Below are 16,508 nucleotides of genomic sequence, written 5' to 3'. Positions count from 1 at the left end.
GCATGCCGCTTCGAGAGCCTCCCCTCAATGCCGTGCGCGCCTTTGCCGCGGCGGCTCGCCACCTCAGCTTCACGCGCGCGGCGCTCGAATTGCATGTCACGCACAGCGCGGTGAGCCGGCAGATCAAGAGCCTGGAAGAGTTCCTTGGTGTCGCGCTGTTCGAGCGGCGCATCCGCCAGGTCGCGCTGACTGCCGAGGGGCAGCAGTTCTTCGCGGAGGTGGAGCCGGCGCTCGCGCAGATCGGCGCGGCGGCCCGCTCGCTGCAGTTGCAGGGGCCAGCCCGCGCGGTGCGGATCAACGTGCGCCCTTCTTTCGCCGTGCGCTGGCTCATTCCGCGCCTGCCGTCTTTTGTCGAGCGCTACCCCGACATCGAGCCGCAGGTCGTCACCAGTACCGTCATGCCCGAGCAGGCCATCGACAGCTTCGACATCGCGGTGCGCCGCGGGCTCGACGGCTGGCCGCCTTCGATCGAGGTACAGCCTTTTCTTGAAGACGAAGTGCTGGTGGTCGGTGCGCCCGCGCTGTTCAAGACGCATCCGCTACCCGACCTGCGCGCACTCGCCTCGCACGTGCTGCTGTCGGCCAAGACGCGCAAGGACGACTGGGACGCATGGAAGAAGCAGGTCGGCGCGCCGCGCACCCGGCCGGCGGGTCGGCTGCAGTTCGACCACCTGCACTTCGTGCTCCAGGCCGCGGTCGACGGACTGGGCATTGCGCTGGCGCCGACCTCGCTGGTGTCGCACGACCTGGCTTCGGGCCGCCTGCAATCGCCGCTGCCCGCGTTGCGCATGACGCTGGAGCGCTACTACTACGGCCTGGCGCCCGACGCCGCACCGGAGGCGGCGTACGTGGCCGAGTGGTTCGAGGAAATGCATGCTGGGGGCACCTAGCCAGTCAGCCGACGAGCGAGCGGATCACCTCCGCCACGCCCACCTTGCCCTTGCGCACGCTCGCATCGCTGCCCTCGAAGCGGATCCATCCTTCGTTGAAGCCGTCGAGCATCTGGATGCGCGGCACCGGGTCGCGCATGCCCTGCGCGCGGAAGATGGCGCCCCAGGTCTCGCGCGGCACTACCTCCGCGCGCACCGGGCGGCCCAGCACCTGCGAAAGGGCTGCGGCAATTGCGTGCTGCGTCAGCCGCTCGGGGCCTTCGAGTTCGACGATGCGCGGCACCTCGCCTTCCTGCAGCAAGAGCTCAGCGGCAACGCTGCCCACATCGGCCGTGGCCACCATCGGCACGGCCCGCTCCAGCGGCTGCAGGTAGCTCGACAGCACACCCTGCTCGCGGGCCTGAGTAATGTCCCAGCGCAGGTTTTCCAGGAACCATGCGGGCCGCAGGAACGTGACCGGAAACGGAAGCGTGCGCAGCGCTTCTTCCATCAACGTGCGCTGGCTCAGCAGGTTGGGCTGCGCGGCCTGCGCGCCGACGGTCGACAGGCACACCACGCGCGGCGGCCGGGCGGTGTCGAGCGCCTGGCGCACCGCGGCGTTCTCGGCCCTGGCCTCGGGAAAGCCCGGCTCGGGATCGAAGTTCGGCGGCGGCAGCACGAAGACGCCAGCCGTGCCCGCGAAGGCACGTGCGAGTGCCGCGGCATCGTCCATCGCCGCGACTGCGACCTCGCAGCCGAGCCCGGCCCAGACACGGCCCTTGGCTTCGTCGCGGACGATTGCGCGAACGGGCTTGCCCTGGGCCAGCAAGGCGCGCGCGACAGCGCCGCCGACCTGACCCGTGATTCCGGTGATTGCGTACATGAGACTTTCTTTCTTCACTTGATTGCGATGGGGCGAATCGTAGAAACGCTTCATCTTTGAGTAAAGCGATCTCAAGGCATATCATTCATGACACCTGATCACGAATAAAAAACCGACTCTCACATGACCCTCGACGGACGCCTTCTCTCCAACGTCAGCGTGTTGGCCGCCGTGGTCGAAGGTGGCAGCTTCGCCAGCGCCGCCAACGCGCTCGGCCTCACGCCCTCCGGCGTGAGCCGCGCCATCGCCCGGCTCGAGGGCCGCATCGGCGTGCGGCTGTTCGACCGCACGACCCGTTCGCTGAACCTCACCGACGAGGGCCGGCTGCTCTACGCCAACATCAATCCGCTGGTGCTCGGCATCGAGGACGCAGTGACCATCGCCTCGGGCGCATCCGGCGCGGTGCGCGGGCGCCTGCGCGTGAACACCGACGCATTCACCTCGCGCCTGCTGCTGGCGCGGCACCTGCCGCGCTTTCTTGCGCTGTACCCCGAGCTCACGTTGGAGCTGATCGCGCGCGACCAGCTCGGCGACCTGGTGGCCGAGGGCTTCGACATTGCCGTGCGCTTTGGCGAGCCGCCGTCGTCGTCGCTGGTGGCCCGCAAGCTGATGGACTCGCGCGTGGTCACCGTGGCCACGCCGGCCTACCTGGCGCGGCATGGCCACCCCGCGAAGCCGGCGGATCTCGCCGGCCATGCCTGCCTGCAGGTGCGCAACCCGGCCACGGGGCAGCCCTATTCGTGGGAGTTCCAGCGCGGACGCAAGCTCGTGAAGGTGCCAGCCACGGGACGGCTGCTGCTCACCGACCCGGGCACCGTGCTGGAGACGGTGCTCGCCGGCATCTGCGTGGCGCAGATCAAGGCCGTGGGCATCCAGCCGCAACTCGACGGCGGCGAGCTGGTCGATCTGTTTCCCGACTGGCCCGACGAGCGGCTTCCGCTCTATGCGCTCTATCCGTCGCGCCACCTGCCGGCCGCGAAGGTGCGCGCGTTCATCGATTTCGTGATGGAGGTCGTCTCGCCCGCGCCTTCGCCTGCATCGAAGCCGAAGCCGCGGCGCTGATGCTCGCGCGTCCGGAAACGGCCAGCGACATAGGCCCTCCGATCGCACGATGAGGACATGACCCATACAACACCGCTTCCTCGCTCCTTCCTGAACCTCGCGTGGTCCAACCTCGCCGCGCAGTCCGCCGAACAGCTGAGCCTTGCGGCCGTGCCGCTGGTCGCCGTGCTGGCGCTCGGTGCCGGCCCCGGCGAAATCGGCTTTCTCGCGGCGGTGCAGACGCTGCCCTTCCTGCTGGTCTCGATGCCCATGGGTTTGCTCGCGGACCGCATGTCGCGGCGGCGGTTGATGGTGTGGGCCGAGGGGCTGCGAGCGGTGTCGCTGCTGATGCTGCTGGCGATGGTGTTCGCGTCGAAGCTCAGCATCGGCTGGCTGGCCGTGCTCGGTTTTCTGGGTGCTGTTGGCACCGTGGGCTTCAGCGTTGCGGCGCCCGCACTGGTGCCGGCGCTCGTGCCGCGCGAGGCACTGGCAATGGCCAACGGGCGGCTCGAACTGGCGCGCAGTGCAGCGTTCACCGCCGGCCCTGCGCTTGCGGGCGCACTGGTGGCGTGGGCTGGCGCACCGGCCGCGTTCGTGCTGGCGGCCGTGCTGTCGGTGGCGGCCGTGGGCCTGCTGCTGCGATTGACCGAAGCGCCGCGCGCACCCGCCTCCGGACGGCATCCACTGCTCGAAGTGCGCGACGGCGCGCGCTTCGTCTGGCAACACGACATGCTGCGGCCGATGCTGATGACCGGTGCCGTCTTCAACATCTCGTGGTTCGTGCTGCAGGCCGGGTATGTGCCCTATGCGGTGCGGGTGCTCGGCCTGGGCGCGCAGGCGGTGGGCTTCACGCTGGCGATGTACGGTGCGGGCATGGTCGTCGGCGCACTGCTCACGCCGCGCGTTGTGGCACGTCTGCCGTTCGGCCGTGCGATCCAGGTCGGTCCCGCGGTCGCGGTTGTTGCAGCAGCGACGATGGCAGCCACGCTCCTGGTGCCGACCGCCGCGCTGGCCGCGCTCTCGTTCTTCCTGTTCGGCGCAGGGCCGATGGTCTGGGTCATTACCTCAACCACGCTGCGCCAGAGCGTGACGGCTTCGACGATGCTGGGCCGCGTGTCAGCCGTGTTCCTTACGATCAACGCAGGAGCACGGCCCATCGGCGCAGCGCTCGGCGGCCTGGTCGGTGCGGCCTGGGGCGAGCCGGCGTGCCTGCTGCTGGCGCTGGCCGGGTTCGCTCTGCAGGCCGCGATCATCTTCGCGTCGCGCATCGCGGGGCTGCACCGGTTGCCGGTGCCGGCCATCTGAGCCGCGGCTGAAGCTCCGTCTACTCCTGCAGGTCGGGAAGAACCATCGACTCCAGCGAGTCGAGCGGGAGCCAGCCATCCGGTGCGTCAACCAGGGCGGACTCCTGCGCACGAACTCTGGTGGGCTTTCTTACAGGCTTCTTGGCGAGCGGATCGACCGTGGAAAGGGAAAACACTCTCCTGGCCGGACCACCCGTGAAGCTGAGTCCGGTGAGCCGCTCGACTTCATTGATCTGGACCTGGAAGGTCTTGTACGCGTCGAACGGAATCTCGCGTGCAGCCTCGATGCCAAATTCCTCGATCACGCCGGACTGATCGAGGATGTAGGCCGTGGCAAACAGCTTGCCGCTTGCCGTGATCGCCGCGACGACTTTCCAGAAGCGAACCGGGTACTGGATCTTCGGATACTTGTCCCAGACCGGGTCGCTTTCTTCGAGGATGGGGCCCGTGATGACCTGCGCCCTGAACTTGTCGAGCTTGATCGCGTCCTCGAAGATGTGGCGTTCGATGCCCTGCCAAAGCTCCTTGTTCTGATTGAATTTGGAATGCTGGGGCGTGCAGTTGCTCCAATGGCAGGTATCCGCCGCAGTGGTGAGCGCGGCCAGGCGGGTGGCTCCGTATTCCATGTCTTCGCGGCGCGTCAGATGGCCCCGGTCGAACTGGTTGTTCTCGTAGTAGAAGTTGGTCAGCTGTGCGCTTGCGGGAATCCGTGGGTCCTGCCTCCACACGTCCGCCGGCCGGGCCAGTTCGAACCGGCCGCTGAAGTCGACGTTGGCAGCCGAGTAGAGAGCCAGCCGCCTTGCCTTGTGCATCACCAGGCTGTAGCCGTGATAGTTCAGCACGTTCTCGCCCGGGGCCCCGTCCACCAGCTCTACGGTCTCCTTCGCAAGAGCCTTGCCGAGCAGCGGCAGATGGACTGACATATCGGGCTTGCCCGGTGCGAGGAACCCGGTGTCGAAGCCTTTGCGATCGTCGTACTTCGCGTTGAAGGGCACGTCGATGGCGGGGGCAGTTTTCTTCGCCTTGGCGCGTGCAGCTTCTTCGAAAACGCTTTGCGACTCTCGGGCAGCGGGACCGGATCGAAGGACGGAGACGCTTCCATCCGATTCGATGCCGAGCGTGACCGTGAGGGTCCTTCTTCCACCAGATTGCATGTCGTTCATGGTCGTCTTCCGGGTTGGGGTTTGAGGGGGCGCAGCGGGAGGCGGCAGGCCTCCGGGAGCATGGGTCGCCGTCGACTGCAGCAGGTCAACGGAAGGAAGCATCAGCCGCGAGTTCTCCGGCGTGGCGCCGAAGACTGGCTGGAGCAACGGATGCGCGGAAAGGGCTGCCTGGAGCGTTTCGACGATGCGAGAAACGCGGATGCCTTCGTTGGCAATCCACTTGATGTCTTGCTCGCCGTCTTTTGCGGGGTCGTAGTCTCGGCCGGAGATGGTTTGCGTTCGCCCATCTCTTTCATCCGGTACGCCACTGTGGTGGAGCGCGACGACGTACCAGTCGTTGCTGAAGACCGGAGACCCGGAAGATCCTCCGAGGGTATCAGTCGAATACCAGAGCACGTCGTCCGTGCGCTTCAGAAGCTTGTTCTCGCGCACGCACACCTGTTTGCGGTCGCCGTTGGGGTGCTGGATGATGGTGAGCCACTCACCGTCCGATGCCTTGCCGGTGGCGCCTACGAGTGGCAGGAATCCGTAGTGTTCGAGCTGGCCATCTCCCACTGTCGAGCTGGAGGTGACTGCCACGACGGTGAAGTCGAGGTCTTTCGAAGTGAAGAAGAGTTCCTGCGCCTGAAGGCTGTAGGTGGTGGGGTTGAGTACGGCGCCGTCGATGTCGAGTTCGAATTCGAACTGGGCTTCCGAGCGGCGACAGGACTCGATGGACGGCAGAACATGGTTGTTCGTGATGAGCACGTTCGGCGCTATCAGGAACCCGGTGCCATAGGCGACAAGCCGCCCTGCCGTGTCCCTGATCAGGATGCGGCTGACCGCCTTTGCGGCCCGCGCGCCACGAGCCAGGTAGTTGACGTCCTGTATCTCGCTGCCGGAGATGATTCGCTCGTACGCGACGGCAGACTTCTCATCGTCGCCAAGGCTCTCACGCAAGAAGCTCCTGCGGTCATCGAGCTGCTTTGGCGTGCTCAGTTCGCGCGGAGTCTTGTCTCTCGCATAGTCGGCAAGAGAGCGCAGGTCAATGCCTTCGCTTCGCTCTCGCGCCTTCTCGATTTGCTCAAGCCAGAGTTGCACGCCACGCCTCCCTCGTCCCGTGAGGGTTGCAACTGTGCGTGTTTGCTGGCGCTTCTACATCCCCCATTCGAGGGATGCCGTACGTACTAGAACAGCGACGCCATCCCGTTCGGCCGCGCGTCCTCTATGTCGAGCATGCGCAGCTTTGTCAGCGCACCACCGCCTGCGGAGAAACCGCCAGGCTTGTTGCCCGCGGCCAGCACGCGGTGGCACGGCACCACGGGCGCGAACGGGTTGTGGCCCATGGCCTGGCCCACGGCACGCGACAGGCCCTTGTCGCCCAGTTCTTCGGCGATCTCGCCGTAGGTGCGCGTCTGCCCTGGCGGAATGCGCCGCGCAATCGCGTAGATGCGCTGGTGAAACTCCGACACGCCGCGCATGTCGAGTTCGATGTGGCTCAGGTCGTCGTGCACGCCCTGCAGCAGGCCCTGGATGGCAGTGATGGCGCGTTGCGCCGCCTCGCTCGGCGGGCTTTCATTCAGGTCCGGAAAGCGTTGCTTCATGCGCGAGCGCGTGGCTGCCTCGCCATTGTCGGCAGGCAGTTGCACGCCGACCAATCCGCACGGTCCCCATGCCAGGGCGCACATGCCAATGGAAGTTTCGAACAACGCAAAGCCCGTCATGACGATGTCTCCTGTAGCGAATGCTGGCGCGACGCCAGCACAGCACCGAGCCAAAGGGCCATCGCCGAAGCCACCAGCCCCCGCGCCAGCCCACCCGGGCCGTCGGAAATCCAGCCGGTGACAGTGGGCCCGACGATCTGCCCGAACGCAAAAACGATGGTGAACATGCTGATGCCCTGCGCCCAGCGCGACGACGGCAGGTTGTGGCGCACCAGCGCGGTGGTCGAAGCCACCACCGACAGGAACACCGCGCCGAACAACACACCAGAAGCCAATGCAACCGGCGCCGACACGCTAAGCACCGGCAGCAGCGTCGCCACGCCGAGCAGCCCGTTCAGCAGCGCCTGTGGTTGCCCGCCGCGGTAGCGGTCGAGCAGCCCGGCCCACAGCCGCGACGATGCCACGCAGGCAATGCCCAGCAAGGAATAGAACAGCGTGACAAAAGAAGCGCTCGCGCCCTGCTCGCGCAGCAGCGCGATCACGAAAGTCATGTAGCCGATGTAGCCCATGCCGAACAAAGCATAGCCGGCGAGCGCCCAGCCGAAGCGATGCAATGCGACTGGCGGCGCAGTGTCCGCCGAAGCGGCCGCTGCCGTTGGCGCCGGCCTGTCAGGCATCGCGCGGCCGGCCCAGGCCAGCAGGCAGGTGGCCGCTACGCTCGCCAACGCCAGCGCCCACCACGCCCAGGCCCATCCGTGCGGCACGCCCGATGCCGCCCGCAGCACCTGCGGCACGAGCAGCGCGGACAGCAGGATGCCGAAGCCGGTGCCACCGTAGTAGATGCCAAGCAGCAGCCCACCGCGCGAAGACCCTGCCTCGCCGAGTCGCGCCGCAAGCAACCCGCCCGCCACGAACACCCATGCGCTCGCCACCCCGGCCAGCAGGCGCTGAAGCAGCAAGGCCGGCGCATCGGTCACGAAGCCGCTGCCCGCCATGAACACACTGGCCAGCACCGCGCCGACCACCAGCAGCCGCGTCGTGCCGAAGCGCCGCATCAGCATCGGCGTGATCAACGCACCAGCCAGGTAGCCGACCGCGTTCGCTGTGTTCATGCCGCCAGCCAGCGCATAGCTCCAGCCAAGGTCTGCACGCATGGGCGGCAGCAGCAATGCGTATGCGAAGCGGGTGATGCCGAGCGAAACCGCCGCGCCCATCGACAGCGCGAATGCAAGGCGCAGCGTGGGCTGCGTGGGGATGGCAGAAGAAGTGAGCGTCGTCGACATCTGGGCGGGCGGCTGGCCTATTCTGCGGCAGGTGGCGCCGCCCTGCCCTCGCGCGCCGGTCAACCCGCGTCAGGCACCGGGTCGGTGTGCAGCAAATGCCGCTCCAGCAGCACCGCCACGTGCACCGCTTCGCGCTGCGCGCCGTCCTCGATCTGGTGGCGGCAGCTGGTGCCGTCGGCCACCACGATGGCGCCGGGCTTCGCGCGAATGGCCGGCAGCAGGCTGGCCTCGGCCATCTGCATCGACACCTCGAAATGGCTGGCCTCGTAGCCGAAGCTGCCGGCCATGCCGCAGCAAGAGCTTTCGATGAGCTCGGGCTGTGCGCCGGGAATGAGCTTCAGCACCTCCATCACCGGGCTCACAGCGCCGAAGGCCTTCTGGTGGCAATGGCCGTGCAGCAGGATCGGCACCTCTGCGGGCTTCAGCGCCAGCTCGAAGCGGCCCAGCTTGATCTCGCGCGCGATGAACTCTTCGAACAGCAGCGCGTGCTTCGCCACCATCTCGGCCTTTTCGCCGAAACCCATCACCAGCGCTTCGTCGCGCAGCGTGAGCAGGCACGATGGCTCCAGCCCGACGATGGGCACACCGGCCCGCGCCAGCGGCACCAGCGCATCGATCAGCGCTTCTGCCTTTTCCTTGGCCTGCGCGACCATGCCGCTCGCCAGGAAGGTACGACCGCAGCAATGGTGCCCGCCGCTCTTCTCGACCGTGTGCAGCACATAGCCCGCCGCCTGCAGCACGCGCGCTGCCGCAAAGGCGTTCTCGCTCTCGAAGGTGCCGTTGAAGGTATCAACGAACAGCACCGCCGCCTTGCCGCCGCGCCGCGCGATAGACAGCGCCACGTCGCGTTCGACGAACAGGCCGGGCTCGTTGGCCTTGCCGCGCCAGAAGGTGTCGCTGCGCCATTCGGGCAGCGAGCGTTTGGCCGAGAAGCCCAGCAGCTTCTCGCCGAGCCATGCGGCGCCGGGCACGCTGTTGCGCAGGTTCAGCAGCCATGGCATGCGGCTGGCCTTGTGCGCGTAGTCGGGCAGGTTGGCCACGAGCCTGTCTTTCAGCGTGTGGCCGTGGCGCTTCTTGTAATGGTCGAGAAACTCGACCTTCATCTTCGCCATGTCCACGCCCGTGGGGCAGTCGCGCTTGCAGCCCTTGCAGCCGACGCACAGGTCCATGGTGTCGTGCATGGCCTCGCTGGTGAAGGCATCGGGGCCGAGCTGCCCTGACAGCGCCAGTCGCAACGTGTTGGCACGGCCGCGTGTCAGGTGCTGCTCGTCACGAGTCACGCGGTAGCTGGGGCACATGGTGCCGGCATCGAACTTTCTGCAGTGGCCGTTGTTGTTGCACATCTCCACGGCCTTGGCGAGGCCGCCGGTGCTGTCGCCGCCGGTGCCGGGCGCGGTCGTTACCTCGGTCACCGGGTCGGCGTTGACGTTCCAGCCCGACCAGTCGAGCACGGGCTTGAGCTCGATGCGGCGGTAGGGCTTGGGCGCGGTCGGCGGCGCAAAGCGGAACAGCGCGCCGTCGTCCATGCGCGGCGGGTCGATGATCTTGCCGGGGTTGAACAGGCCGATCGGGTCGAGCTTGCGCTTGATGGCACGGAAGGCCTCGTTGATGGCCGGGCCGAACTGCCATTCGATCCACTCGCCGCGGCACAGGCCGTCGCCGTGCTCGCCGCTGAAAGCGCCCTTGTACTTGCGCACCAGCGCGCTCGCCTCTTCGGCAATGGAGCGCATCTTGGCGGCGCCGTCCGCGCGCATATCGAGAATCGGCCGCACATGCAGCGTGCCGACCGAGGCGTGCGCGTACCAGGTGCCGCGGCTGCCATGCCGGGCGAACACTTCGGTCAGCGCGTCGGTGTATTCGGCCAGGTGCTCCAGCGGCACGGCGCAGTCTTCGATGAAGCTCACGGGTTTGCCGTCGCCCTTCAGGCTCATCATGATGTTGAGGCCGGCCTTGCGCACCTCCCACAGGTTCTTCTGCCGCGCGTCGTCGGGCATCTCGACCACGCTGCCGGGCAGACCGAGGTCGCCCATCAGTTCGACGAGCTGCTTGAGCTGCGGCAGCAGCGCGGCCTTGTCCGAACCAGAAAACTCCACCAGCAGGATGGCCGCCGGCTTGCCGATCAACGCAGTCTCCACCGTCGGCTTGAAGGCCGGGTTGGCAAGGCTCAGCTCGATCATCGTGCGGTCGACCAGCTCCACCGCCGTCGGCCCCAGCTTCACGATGTGCTGCGCCGCGTCCATCGCGGCATGGAAGGTCGGGAAGTTGACGATGCCCAGCACCTTGGCGCGCGGCAGCGGCGCGAGCTTGAGCTTCAGGCTCTTGGTGTAGGCCAGCGTGCCTTCGGAGCCGATCAGCAGGTGCGCAAGGTTCACGCTGCCGTCCGCCGTGTACGGCCGTTCGCTCTGGTTGTCGAAGATGTCGAGGTTGTAGCCCGCCACGCGGCGCATTACCTTGGGCCAGTGCTCGGTGATCTGCTCGCGGTGCTGGCGCGCCAGCCCGCGCAAGAACTGCGCGATGCCGGCCGCGCGCACGCCCATCGTGCCGACCGTTCCGAACTCCACCAGCTCGCCGCTCGACAACCATGCACTCGCGCCCAGCACGTTGTGCACCATGTTGCCGTAGGCGATGGAACGCGAACCGCAGGAGTTGTTGCCTGCCATGCCGCCCAACGTGGCCTGCGCGCTGGTCGACACATCCACCGGATACCAGAGGCCGTGCGGCTTGAGCTGCGCGTTCAGGTGGTCGAGCACGAGGCCGGGCTCGACCGTGGCCGTGCCCTCTTCCACATTCACGTCGAGCACGCGGCGAAAGTGCTTGCTGTTGTCGATCACCAGCGCCGCGCCGGTGGTTTGCCCGCACTGGCTGGTGCCGCCTCCGCGCGCGAGTACCGGCACCTTCAGGTCGCGGGCGATGTCGATGGCGGTGGCAATGTCGCTCTCGTTCGTCGGCACGAAGGCGCCGACGGGCGTGATCTGGTAGATCGACGCGTCGGTGGCGTAGCGCCCGCGCGAGCCGTCGTCGAACAGCACCTCGCCCTGCGTGTCGGAGCGCAGGCGGCGCGCGAGCAGCTCGCAGGTGTCGTTGGGCGGAAGAACGGTTCCGGCTGGCTGCATGTGGCTGGCGGGATCGATGCGCATGGTGGGGTGTTTTTCTTTTGGCAGGTCGGGAAGCTCAGCTCGACTTGGCCGAGGGATAGATTTCGCCGGCGCGCAGCAGCTCCAGCACGGTGTCGCGCTTGCGCAGCACGTGCGCCACGAGCACCTTGCGCATGGCCGCGGCATCGCGTTTGGCCAGCGCATCGATCATCTGTTCGTGCTCTTCGACGGCGTGCTTCCACTTCGTCTCGTTCTGGTTGGTGCGAAAGCGCAGCGACTGCACGCGGGCGTTGATGGAGCGGTAGGTGTTCGACAGCACCGGGTTCGCTGCAGCCTCGTTGATGGCAGTGTGGATGCGCGCATTCAGGCGGTAGTAGCCCGAGAGATCGCGCCGCGAGAAGCAGGCCAGCATTTCGTAGTGCAGCGCGCGCACCTCGGCCAGCTCTTCGTCGGTGATGCGCTTGGCGGCCAGCTCGCCCGACATGCCCTCGAGCATCGCGAGCACTTCGAAGGTGTCGAGCACATCGGCCTCGGTGAGCTTCACCGCCACCGCGCCTCGGTTGGGCAACAGGTCGACCAGCCCTTCGGCCGCGAGCAACTTGATGGCCTCGCGCAGCGGCGTGCGCGACACGCGCAACTGCAGGCACAGCTCGCGCTCGTTGAGCTTGGCGCCGGGTGCGATGAGCCCTTCGACCAGCATGGTGCGCAAGCGCGCGGCCACCTGGTCGTGCAGGGAGAGTCTGGAAATTTCGATGATGTCGGCTGTCATGGCTTTGTCTCTTGATTGCATTTTGAATGCAAAAAAGAAGGCTCACAACCCAAGTGAATCAGGGTAAACCATCAAACAAAAAAGCATTTTGAATGCAAAACTGAATGCGAAAGGACAGTCCATGCTGCAACTCGACATCCATCCCACCGGCCGCCATTTCCTCCAGATTCCCGGCCCCAGCCCGGTGCCCGACCGCATCCTGCGGGCCATGAGCCTGCCCACCATCGACCATCGCGGGCCCGAGTTCGGCACGCTGGGTTTGAAGGTGCTCGGCGGCATCAAGCAGGTGTTCAAGACGAAGCACCCCGTCGCTATCTACCCCGCCTCGGGCACCGGCGCCTGGGAGGCCGCGCTCGCCAACACGCTGAGCCCCGGCGACCACGTGCTCATGTACGAAACCGGCCACTTCGCCTCGCTGTGGCAGAAGATGGCCACGCGCCTGGGCCTCTCGACCGAGTTCCTCTCGTGGGCGGGCACCGACGCGCAGCTGCCCAACGCGCCCAGCTGGCGCCGCGGCGTGCAGGCCGAGCTCATCGAAGCCCGCCTGCGCAAGGACACCGAAAAGAAGATCAAGGCCGTGTGCGTGGTGCACAACGAGACCTCCACCGGCGTCACCTCCGACATCGCCTCCGTGCGCAAGGCCATCGACGCTGCGGGCCACCCCGCCCTGCTGATGGTCGACAGCATCTCGGGCCTTGCCAGCGCCGATTTCCGTCATGACGAATGGGGCGTGGACGTGACCATCAGCGGCTCGCAGAAGGGCCTGATGCTGCCGCCAGGCATCAGCTTCAACGCGCTCTCGCCGCGCGCACTCGAGGCATCGAAGAGCGCCAAGCTGCCGCGCGCCTTCTGGGCCTGGGACGAGATCGTCGAGATGAACAAGGACGGCTACTGGCCCTACACGCCCAATACCAACCTGCTCTACGGCCTCTCCGAATCGCTCGACATGATCCTCGGCGAAGGCCTCGACAACGTGTTCGCGCGCCACCAGCGTTGGGCCGCCGGCGTGCGCGCGGCCGTCAATGCGTGGGGCCTGCCGATCCAGTGCGCCGACCCGGCCGTGTACTCGCCCGTACTCACCGGCGTGATCACACCCGAAGGCATCGATGCCGACGCGCTGCGCCGCCTGATCCACCAGCGCTTCGATCTTTCGCTTGGCACCGGCCTCGGCAAGCTCAAGGGCCGCATGTTCCGCATGGGCCATCTGGGCGACAGCAACGACCTGACGCTGGTGGCCATGGTCGCGGGCGTCGAGATGGGCATGAAGCTCTCGGGCATCAAGCTGGCCGGCAGCGGTGTGCATGCTGCGATGGACCATTTCGCGAACCATACGGCACCGGCCGCGCTGCAAAAAGCCGCATAGGCACGCAGCAGCCACCGGCGCGCATCGGACCATTCCCACCCACGACGGAGACCAAGAAGATGCAGAGACGTTCGTTGATCCAGGCCGCAGGCGCCGCGGCCGCCACACTGGGCGTGCCCCGGCTCTTCGCGCAGGAGTGGCCCTCGGGGCCCGTGCGCATCGTGGTCGGCTTTCCTCCGGGCGGCGGCACCGATGCGCTGGCGCGCGTGGTCGCGCAGAAGCTCACCATCATGTGGGGCCAGCAGGTCATCGTGGAGAACAAGGGCGGCGTGGCCGGCGTGCTCGCGGCCGACTACGTGGCGCAGCAGCCGAGCGACGGCAGCACGCTGCTGATGGCCCACATCAACAGCCATGCGCTCGCGCCCAGCCTGCAGCCCAAGCTGCGCTACAACGTGGAGCGCGACTTCGTGCCGATCGTGCTGGTGGGCGTCACGCCCAACCTGCTGATCGCCAACCCGGGGCAGAAGGCACTGACGGTGAAAGACATCGTGTCCGCCTGCAAGGCCGCTCCCGGCACCATCAGCTTCGGCTCGGCCGGCGCGGGCTCGGCACAACATCTGGCGCTGGAGATGTTCAAGCTGCAGGGCGGTGTCGATGCGCTGCACGTGCCCTACAAGGGCAGCGGCCCGCTGCTGGCAGACCTGATGGGCGGGCAGATCCAGTACAGCTTCGAGACCATGACGGCCGCTACGCCGCACGTGAAGAACGGTCGCGTGATCGCCGTGGCGCAAACACGCACCAAGCGCGCCAAGGGCCATCCGAACGTGCCGACGATGCAGGAGCAAGGCTTTGCTGGCTTCGAGGCAACCACTTGGTACGGGCTCGCCGGACCGGGCAAGCTGCCGGCTTCCATTGCTCAGAAGGTCAATCGCGACGTGAACACTGTGCTGGCAATGCCCGATGTGCAGGAGCGAATGGACACCTACGGCGCGGAGGACGGCGGTGGTTCGCAGGACAAGTTCAGGCAGTTCATCAGTACGGAGATCGCCAAGTGGGCGAAGGTTGTCAAGGACGGCAACGTTCACGTCGAAAGCTGAACGTACGTTGTTTGGGGTGCGATCACGCCGACGGCGTGCTCTGCTCCGCGAATGTCCCCCGGCCTTCGGCCTCCTCCTTTATTTCGCTGCGCAGAGCACACCATCGACGTGATCGTTCAGAGCACTGATTGATCGGCCAGCACCACAGCCGCGTCCATGTGCGAATGGCACCGGGTACTCCCCGCAGCGAAATAAAGGAGGAGCCGCAGGCGGGGGACATTCGCGGAGGGGAGTACCCGGTGTCATTCGCACGCACCCCGAACAAAAAGCCCCGAACGGAAACTGAGAAGATAGAAAACATGACCCCATCCCAGACCGCCCTCACCGATGCACTCGTAGCCGCACGCCGCGGCAATCGCACCCTCGACGCCACGCCCTGGCTCGGCACGCTCGAAACCGACACGCAAGCCTATGAGATGCAAGACGCCGTCGCGGCCGCACTCGGCTGGTTCGACGGTCGCCCAGTACCGGGCACCTGGAAATCCGGTGGCGGCTCCCGCAGCGCGACGCTCACGCATGCGCCGCTGCCGCCTTCCGGTGTGCGGCAAAGCCCCGCAAACTTCAGCGACCTCGTGTTCAACACGCCCGGCATCGAGGCCGAAATCGCCTTGCGTCTCGGCCAGGACGTGACACCCGCGCAGGCTGCGAAGCTCGATCACGCGAACTCCGTATCACTCGTCGATGCCATGACCGTCTCCGTCGAGATCGTCGACACGCGCTGGCAAGACCTCGCCTCGACGCCCGCCCTGCTCCGCCTCGCCGATTCGCAAGTGCACGGCGCTCTTGTTCTCGGCGAGTGGAAGCCCTACGCCGCCGTCGACTGGGCCTCGCAGCACTGCGAAGCGAAGATCGGCGACGCCGAGACGGTGGTGCGCGAAGGCACGCATCCGCTGGCCGACCCCACCTGGCTGCTGCCGATCTGGCTGCGCCACCTCACGCGCCACGGGCAAACCGTGCCCGCCGGCACGGTAGTCACCACCGGTTCGTGGGTCGGCATCCTGCCCTGCCGACGCGGCGATCAGGTGACGGCGGAATTCCCCGGCATCGGCGCCGTCCGCTTGACCGTGTAGCGCCCGCCGCCTACTCCCGAGCAAGCCACCAGAAAGTCGAGCACTGCCCGCACCCGCGCGGGCAGCGTGCCGGCCTTGCCGATGTACACCGCGTGGATCGGCTCGATCTCGCCGGCGTTGAATTCATCGAGCAGAGGTATCAGCCGGCCTGCGTCGATGTCGTGCTGGATGTGATACAGCGACAGCCGCGCCACCCCTGCCCCCGCGATGGCCAGCTGCCGCAGCGTTTCACCGTCCCCCGCGCGTACCGGGCCGGCCACCGGCAGCCACACCATGCGGCCATCGACACGCAGCGGCCAGTCGGGCGAGTTGCGCCGGTAGCTCCAGCCAAGGCGGTTGTGTGCCTCCAGCTCCTGCGGCGTGCGTGGCGTACCGTACTTCGCCAGGTAGTCCGGCGCGGCAACGATGGCCTGGCTGGTCTCGCCCAGCCGCCGCGCCACGAGGTCGGACGACGGCAACTGGCCCCAGCGGATCGCGATGTCGGCGCGCTCGTCCATCAGGTCGACGATGCGATCGGTCAGTGCGATGTCGAGCGTGATCTGCGGATGCTGCTCGAGCAGGCGCGGCACCAGAGGCACCAGCTTGTGGTGGCCGAACGAGACGCTGGCATTGATGCTCACCCGCCCACGTGGCGCCGCGCCGGCCGCCGCACAGCGCTCGGCCTCGTCCATGTCGGCCAGCACGCGCAGGCTGCGTTCGTAGAACTCCGTGCCTTCGGGCGTGAGCTGCAGCTTGCGCGTGGAGCGGTGCACCAGCTGGATGCCCAGGCGCAGTTCGAGCCGCGCCACCAGCTTGCTCACGGCCGAGGGCGTCATGCCCAGCAGGCGCGCCGCCGCCGAAAAGCCGCCGGACTCGACCACCTGCACGAAAGCTTCCATCTCGCCGGAGCGGTTGACGTCGATGCGCGGCATGGCTCTTCTTCCAATCTGTGAGTTCAACTCACAAGTATGTGTACTAGCGGCATTCTAGTCATAGACGCATTTCGTCC

The 16,508-nt window shown here is 66.9% G+C and carries 13 protein-coding genes; 6 read left to right on the top strand and 7 right to left on the bottom strand.

Annotation, left to right across the window (positions count from 1 at the left end):
• Positions 1-2 precede the first annotated feature (2 nt).
• The gene (locus ACSFBF_RS02895) at positions 3-890 is read left to right on the top strand and encodes a LysR substrate-binding domain-containing protein (protein ID WP_435465898.1); all 888 of its coding nucleotides are present in this window, start codon (positions 3-5) and stop codon (positions 888-890) included.
• 4 nt (positions 891-894) lie between these two features.
• On the opposite strand, the gene ACSFBF_RS02890 is transcribed toward ACSFBF_RS02895, so the two are convergent.
• On the bottom strand, positions 895-1,752 hold the full coding sequence (locus ACSFBF_RS02890) for an NmrA family NAD(P)-binding protein (protein ID WP_435464827.1): 858 nt from the start codon (positions 1,750-1,752) through the stop codon (positions 895-897).
• 123 nt (positions 1,753-1,875) lie between these two features.
• Between ACSFBF_RS02890 and ACSFBF_RS02885 the strand changes: the two genes are divergently transcribed.
• Together ACSFBF_RS02885 and ACSFBF_RS02880 are read left to right on the top strand one after the other, a co-directional pair.
• Positions 1,876-2,814 (top strand): LysR family transcriptional regulator, encoded by a 939-nt coding sequence (locus ACSFBF_RS02885; protein WP_435464826.1) that lies wholly within the window; start codon positions 1,876-1,878, stop codon positions 2,812-2,814.
• Positions 2,815-2,871: 57 nt separating this feature from the next.
• Positions 2,872-4,098 (top strand): MFS transporter, encoded by a 1,227-nt coding sequence (locus ACSFBF_RS02880; RefSeq protein ID WP_435464825.1) that lies wholly within the window; start codon positions 2,872-2,874, stop codon positions 4,096-4,098.
• Positions 4,099-4,117: 19 nt separating this feature from the next.
• Here the strand turns inward: ACSFBF_RS02880 and ACSFBF_RS02875 are convergent, their stop codons facing one another.
• The 5 genes from ACSFBF_RS02875 to ACSFBF_RS02855 form a co-directional block, all read right to left on the bottom strand.
• Positions 4,118-6,340, bottom strand: coding sequence for a DNA/RNA non-specific endonuclease (locus tag ACSFBF_RS02875; protein ID WP_435464824.1), 2,223 nt, complete (start codon positions 6,338-6,340; stop codon positions 4,118-4,120).
• 86 nt (positions 6,341-6,426) lie between these two features.
• The gene (locus tag ACSFBF_RS02870) at positions 6,427-6,963 is read right to left on the bottom strand and encodes a methylated-DNA--[protein]-cysteine S-methyltransferase (RefSeq protein ID WP_435464823.1); all 537 of its coding nucleotides are present in this window, start codon (positions 6,961-6,963) and stop codon (positions 6,427-6,429) included.
• A complete protein-coding gene (locus tag ACSFBF_RS02865; protein ID WP_435464822.1) occupies positions 6,960-8,186 on the bottom strand; it encodes a YbfB/YjiJ family MFS transporter in 1,227 nt (408 codons plus the stop codon). Before ACSFBF_RS02865 ends, ACSFBF_RS02870 begins: the two co-directional genes overlap by 4 nt.
• A 59-nt stretch (positions 8,187-8,245) precedes the next feature.
• Positions 8,246-11,323: an FAD-binding and (Fe-S)-binding domain-containing protein gene (locus ACSFBF_RS02860; protein ID WP_435464821.1), complete on the bottom strand. Its 3,078-nt coding sequence runs from the start codon at positions 11,321-11,323 to the stop codon at positions 8,246-8,248.
• Positions 11,324-11,357: 34 nt separating this feature from the next.
• On the bottom strand, positions 11,358-12,050 hold the full coding sequence (locus ACSFBF_RS02855) for a GntR family transcriptional regulator (RefSeq protein ID WP_435464820.1): 693 nt from the start codon (positions 12,048-12,050) through the stop codon (positions 11,358-11,360).
• Between the two features lie 121 nt (positions 12,051-12,171).
• On the opposite strand from ACSFBF_RS02855, the gene ACSFBF_RS02850 reads away from it, so the two are divergent.
• The 3 genes from ACSFBF_RS02850 to ACSFBF_RS02840 all read left to right on the top strand — a co-directional run bounded on the left by ACSFBF_RS02850 (position 12,172) and on the right by ACSFBF_RS02840 (position 15,520).
• Positions 12,172-13,413 carry a pyridoxal-phosphate-dependent aminotransferase family protein gene (locus tag ACSFBF_RS02850; protein ID WP_435464819.1) on the top strand — a complete coding sequence of 414 codons (1,242 nt, stop codon included), beginning with the start codon at positions 12,172-12,174 and terminating at the stop codon, positions 13,411-13,413.
• A gap of 59 nt (positions 13,414-13,472) precedes the next feature.
• Complete coding sequence (locus ACSFBF_RS02845) at positions 13,473-14,450, top strand: Bug family tripartite tricarboxylate transporter substrate binding protein (RefSeq protein ID WP_093056860.1); 978 nt, start codon at positions 13,473-13,475, stop codon at positions 14,448-14,450.
• 299 nt (positions 14,451-14,749) lie between these two features.
• Entirely contained in the window at positions 14,750-15,520 is a 771-nt protein-coding gene (locus ACSFBF_RS02840; protein ID WP_435464818.1) for a fumarylacetoacetate hydrolase family protein, read from the top strand.
• Here ACSFBF_RS02840 and ACSFBF_RS02835 read toward each other — a convergent pair.
• Complete coding sequence (locus tag ACSFBF_RS02835; RefSeq protein ID WP_435464817.1) at positions 15,469-16,431, bottom strand: LysR family transcriptional regulator; 963 nt, start codon at positions 16,429-16,431, stop codon at positions 15,469-15,471. The genes ACSFBF_RS02840 and ACSFBF_RS02835 overlap by 52 nt on opposite strands.
• Positions 16,432-16,508 lie beyond the last annotated feature (77 nt).

The organism is Variovorax nivicola (assembly GCF_051216475.1).
GTDB lineage: Bacteria > Pseudomonadota > Gammaproteobacteria > Burkholderiales > Burkholderiaceae_C > Variovorax.
Note: the sequence above shows the minus strand (reverse complement) of the source record. Positions and strands in the feature narration are given on the sequence as shown.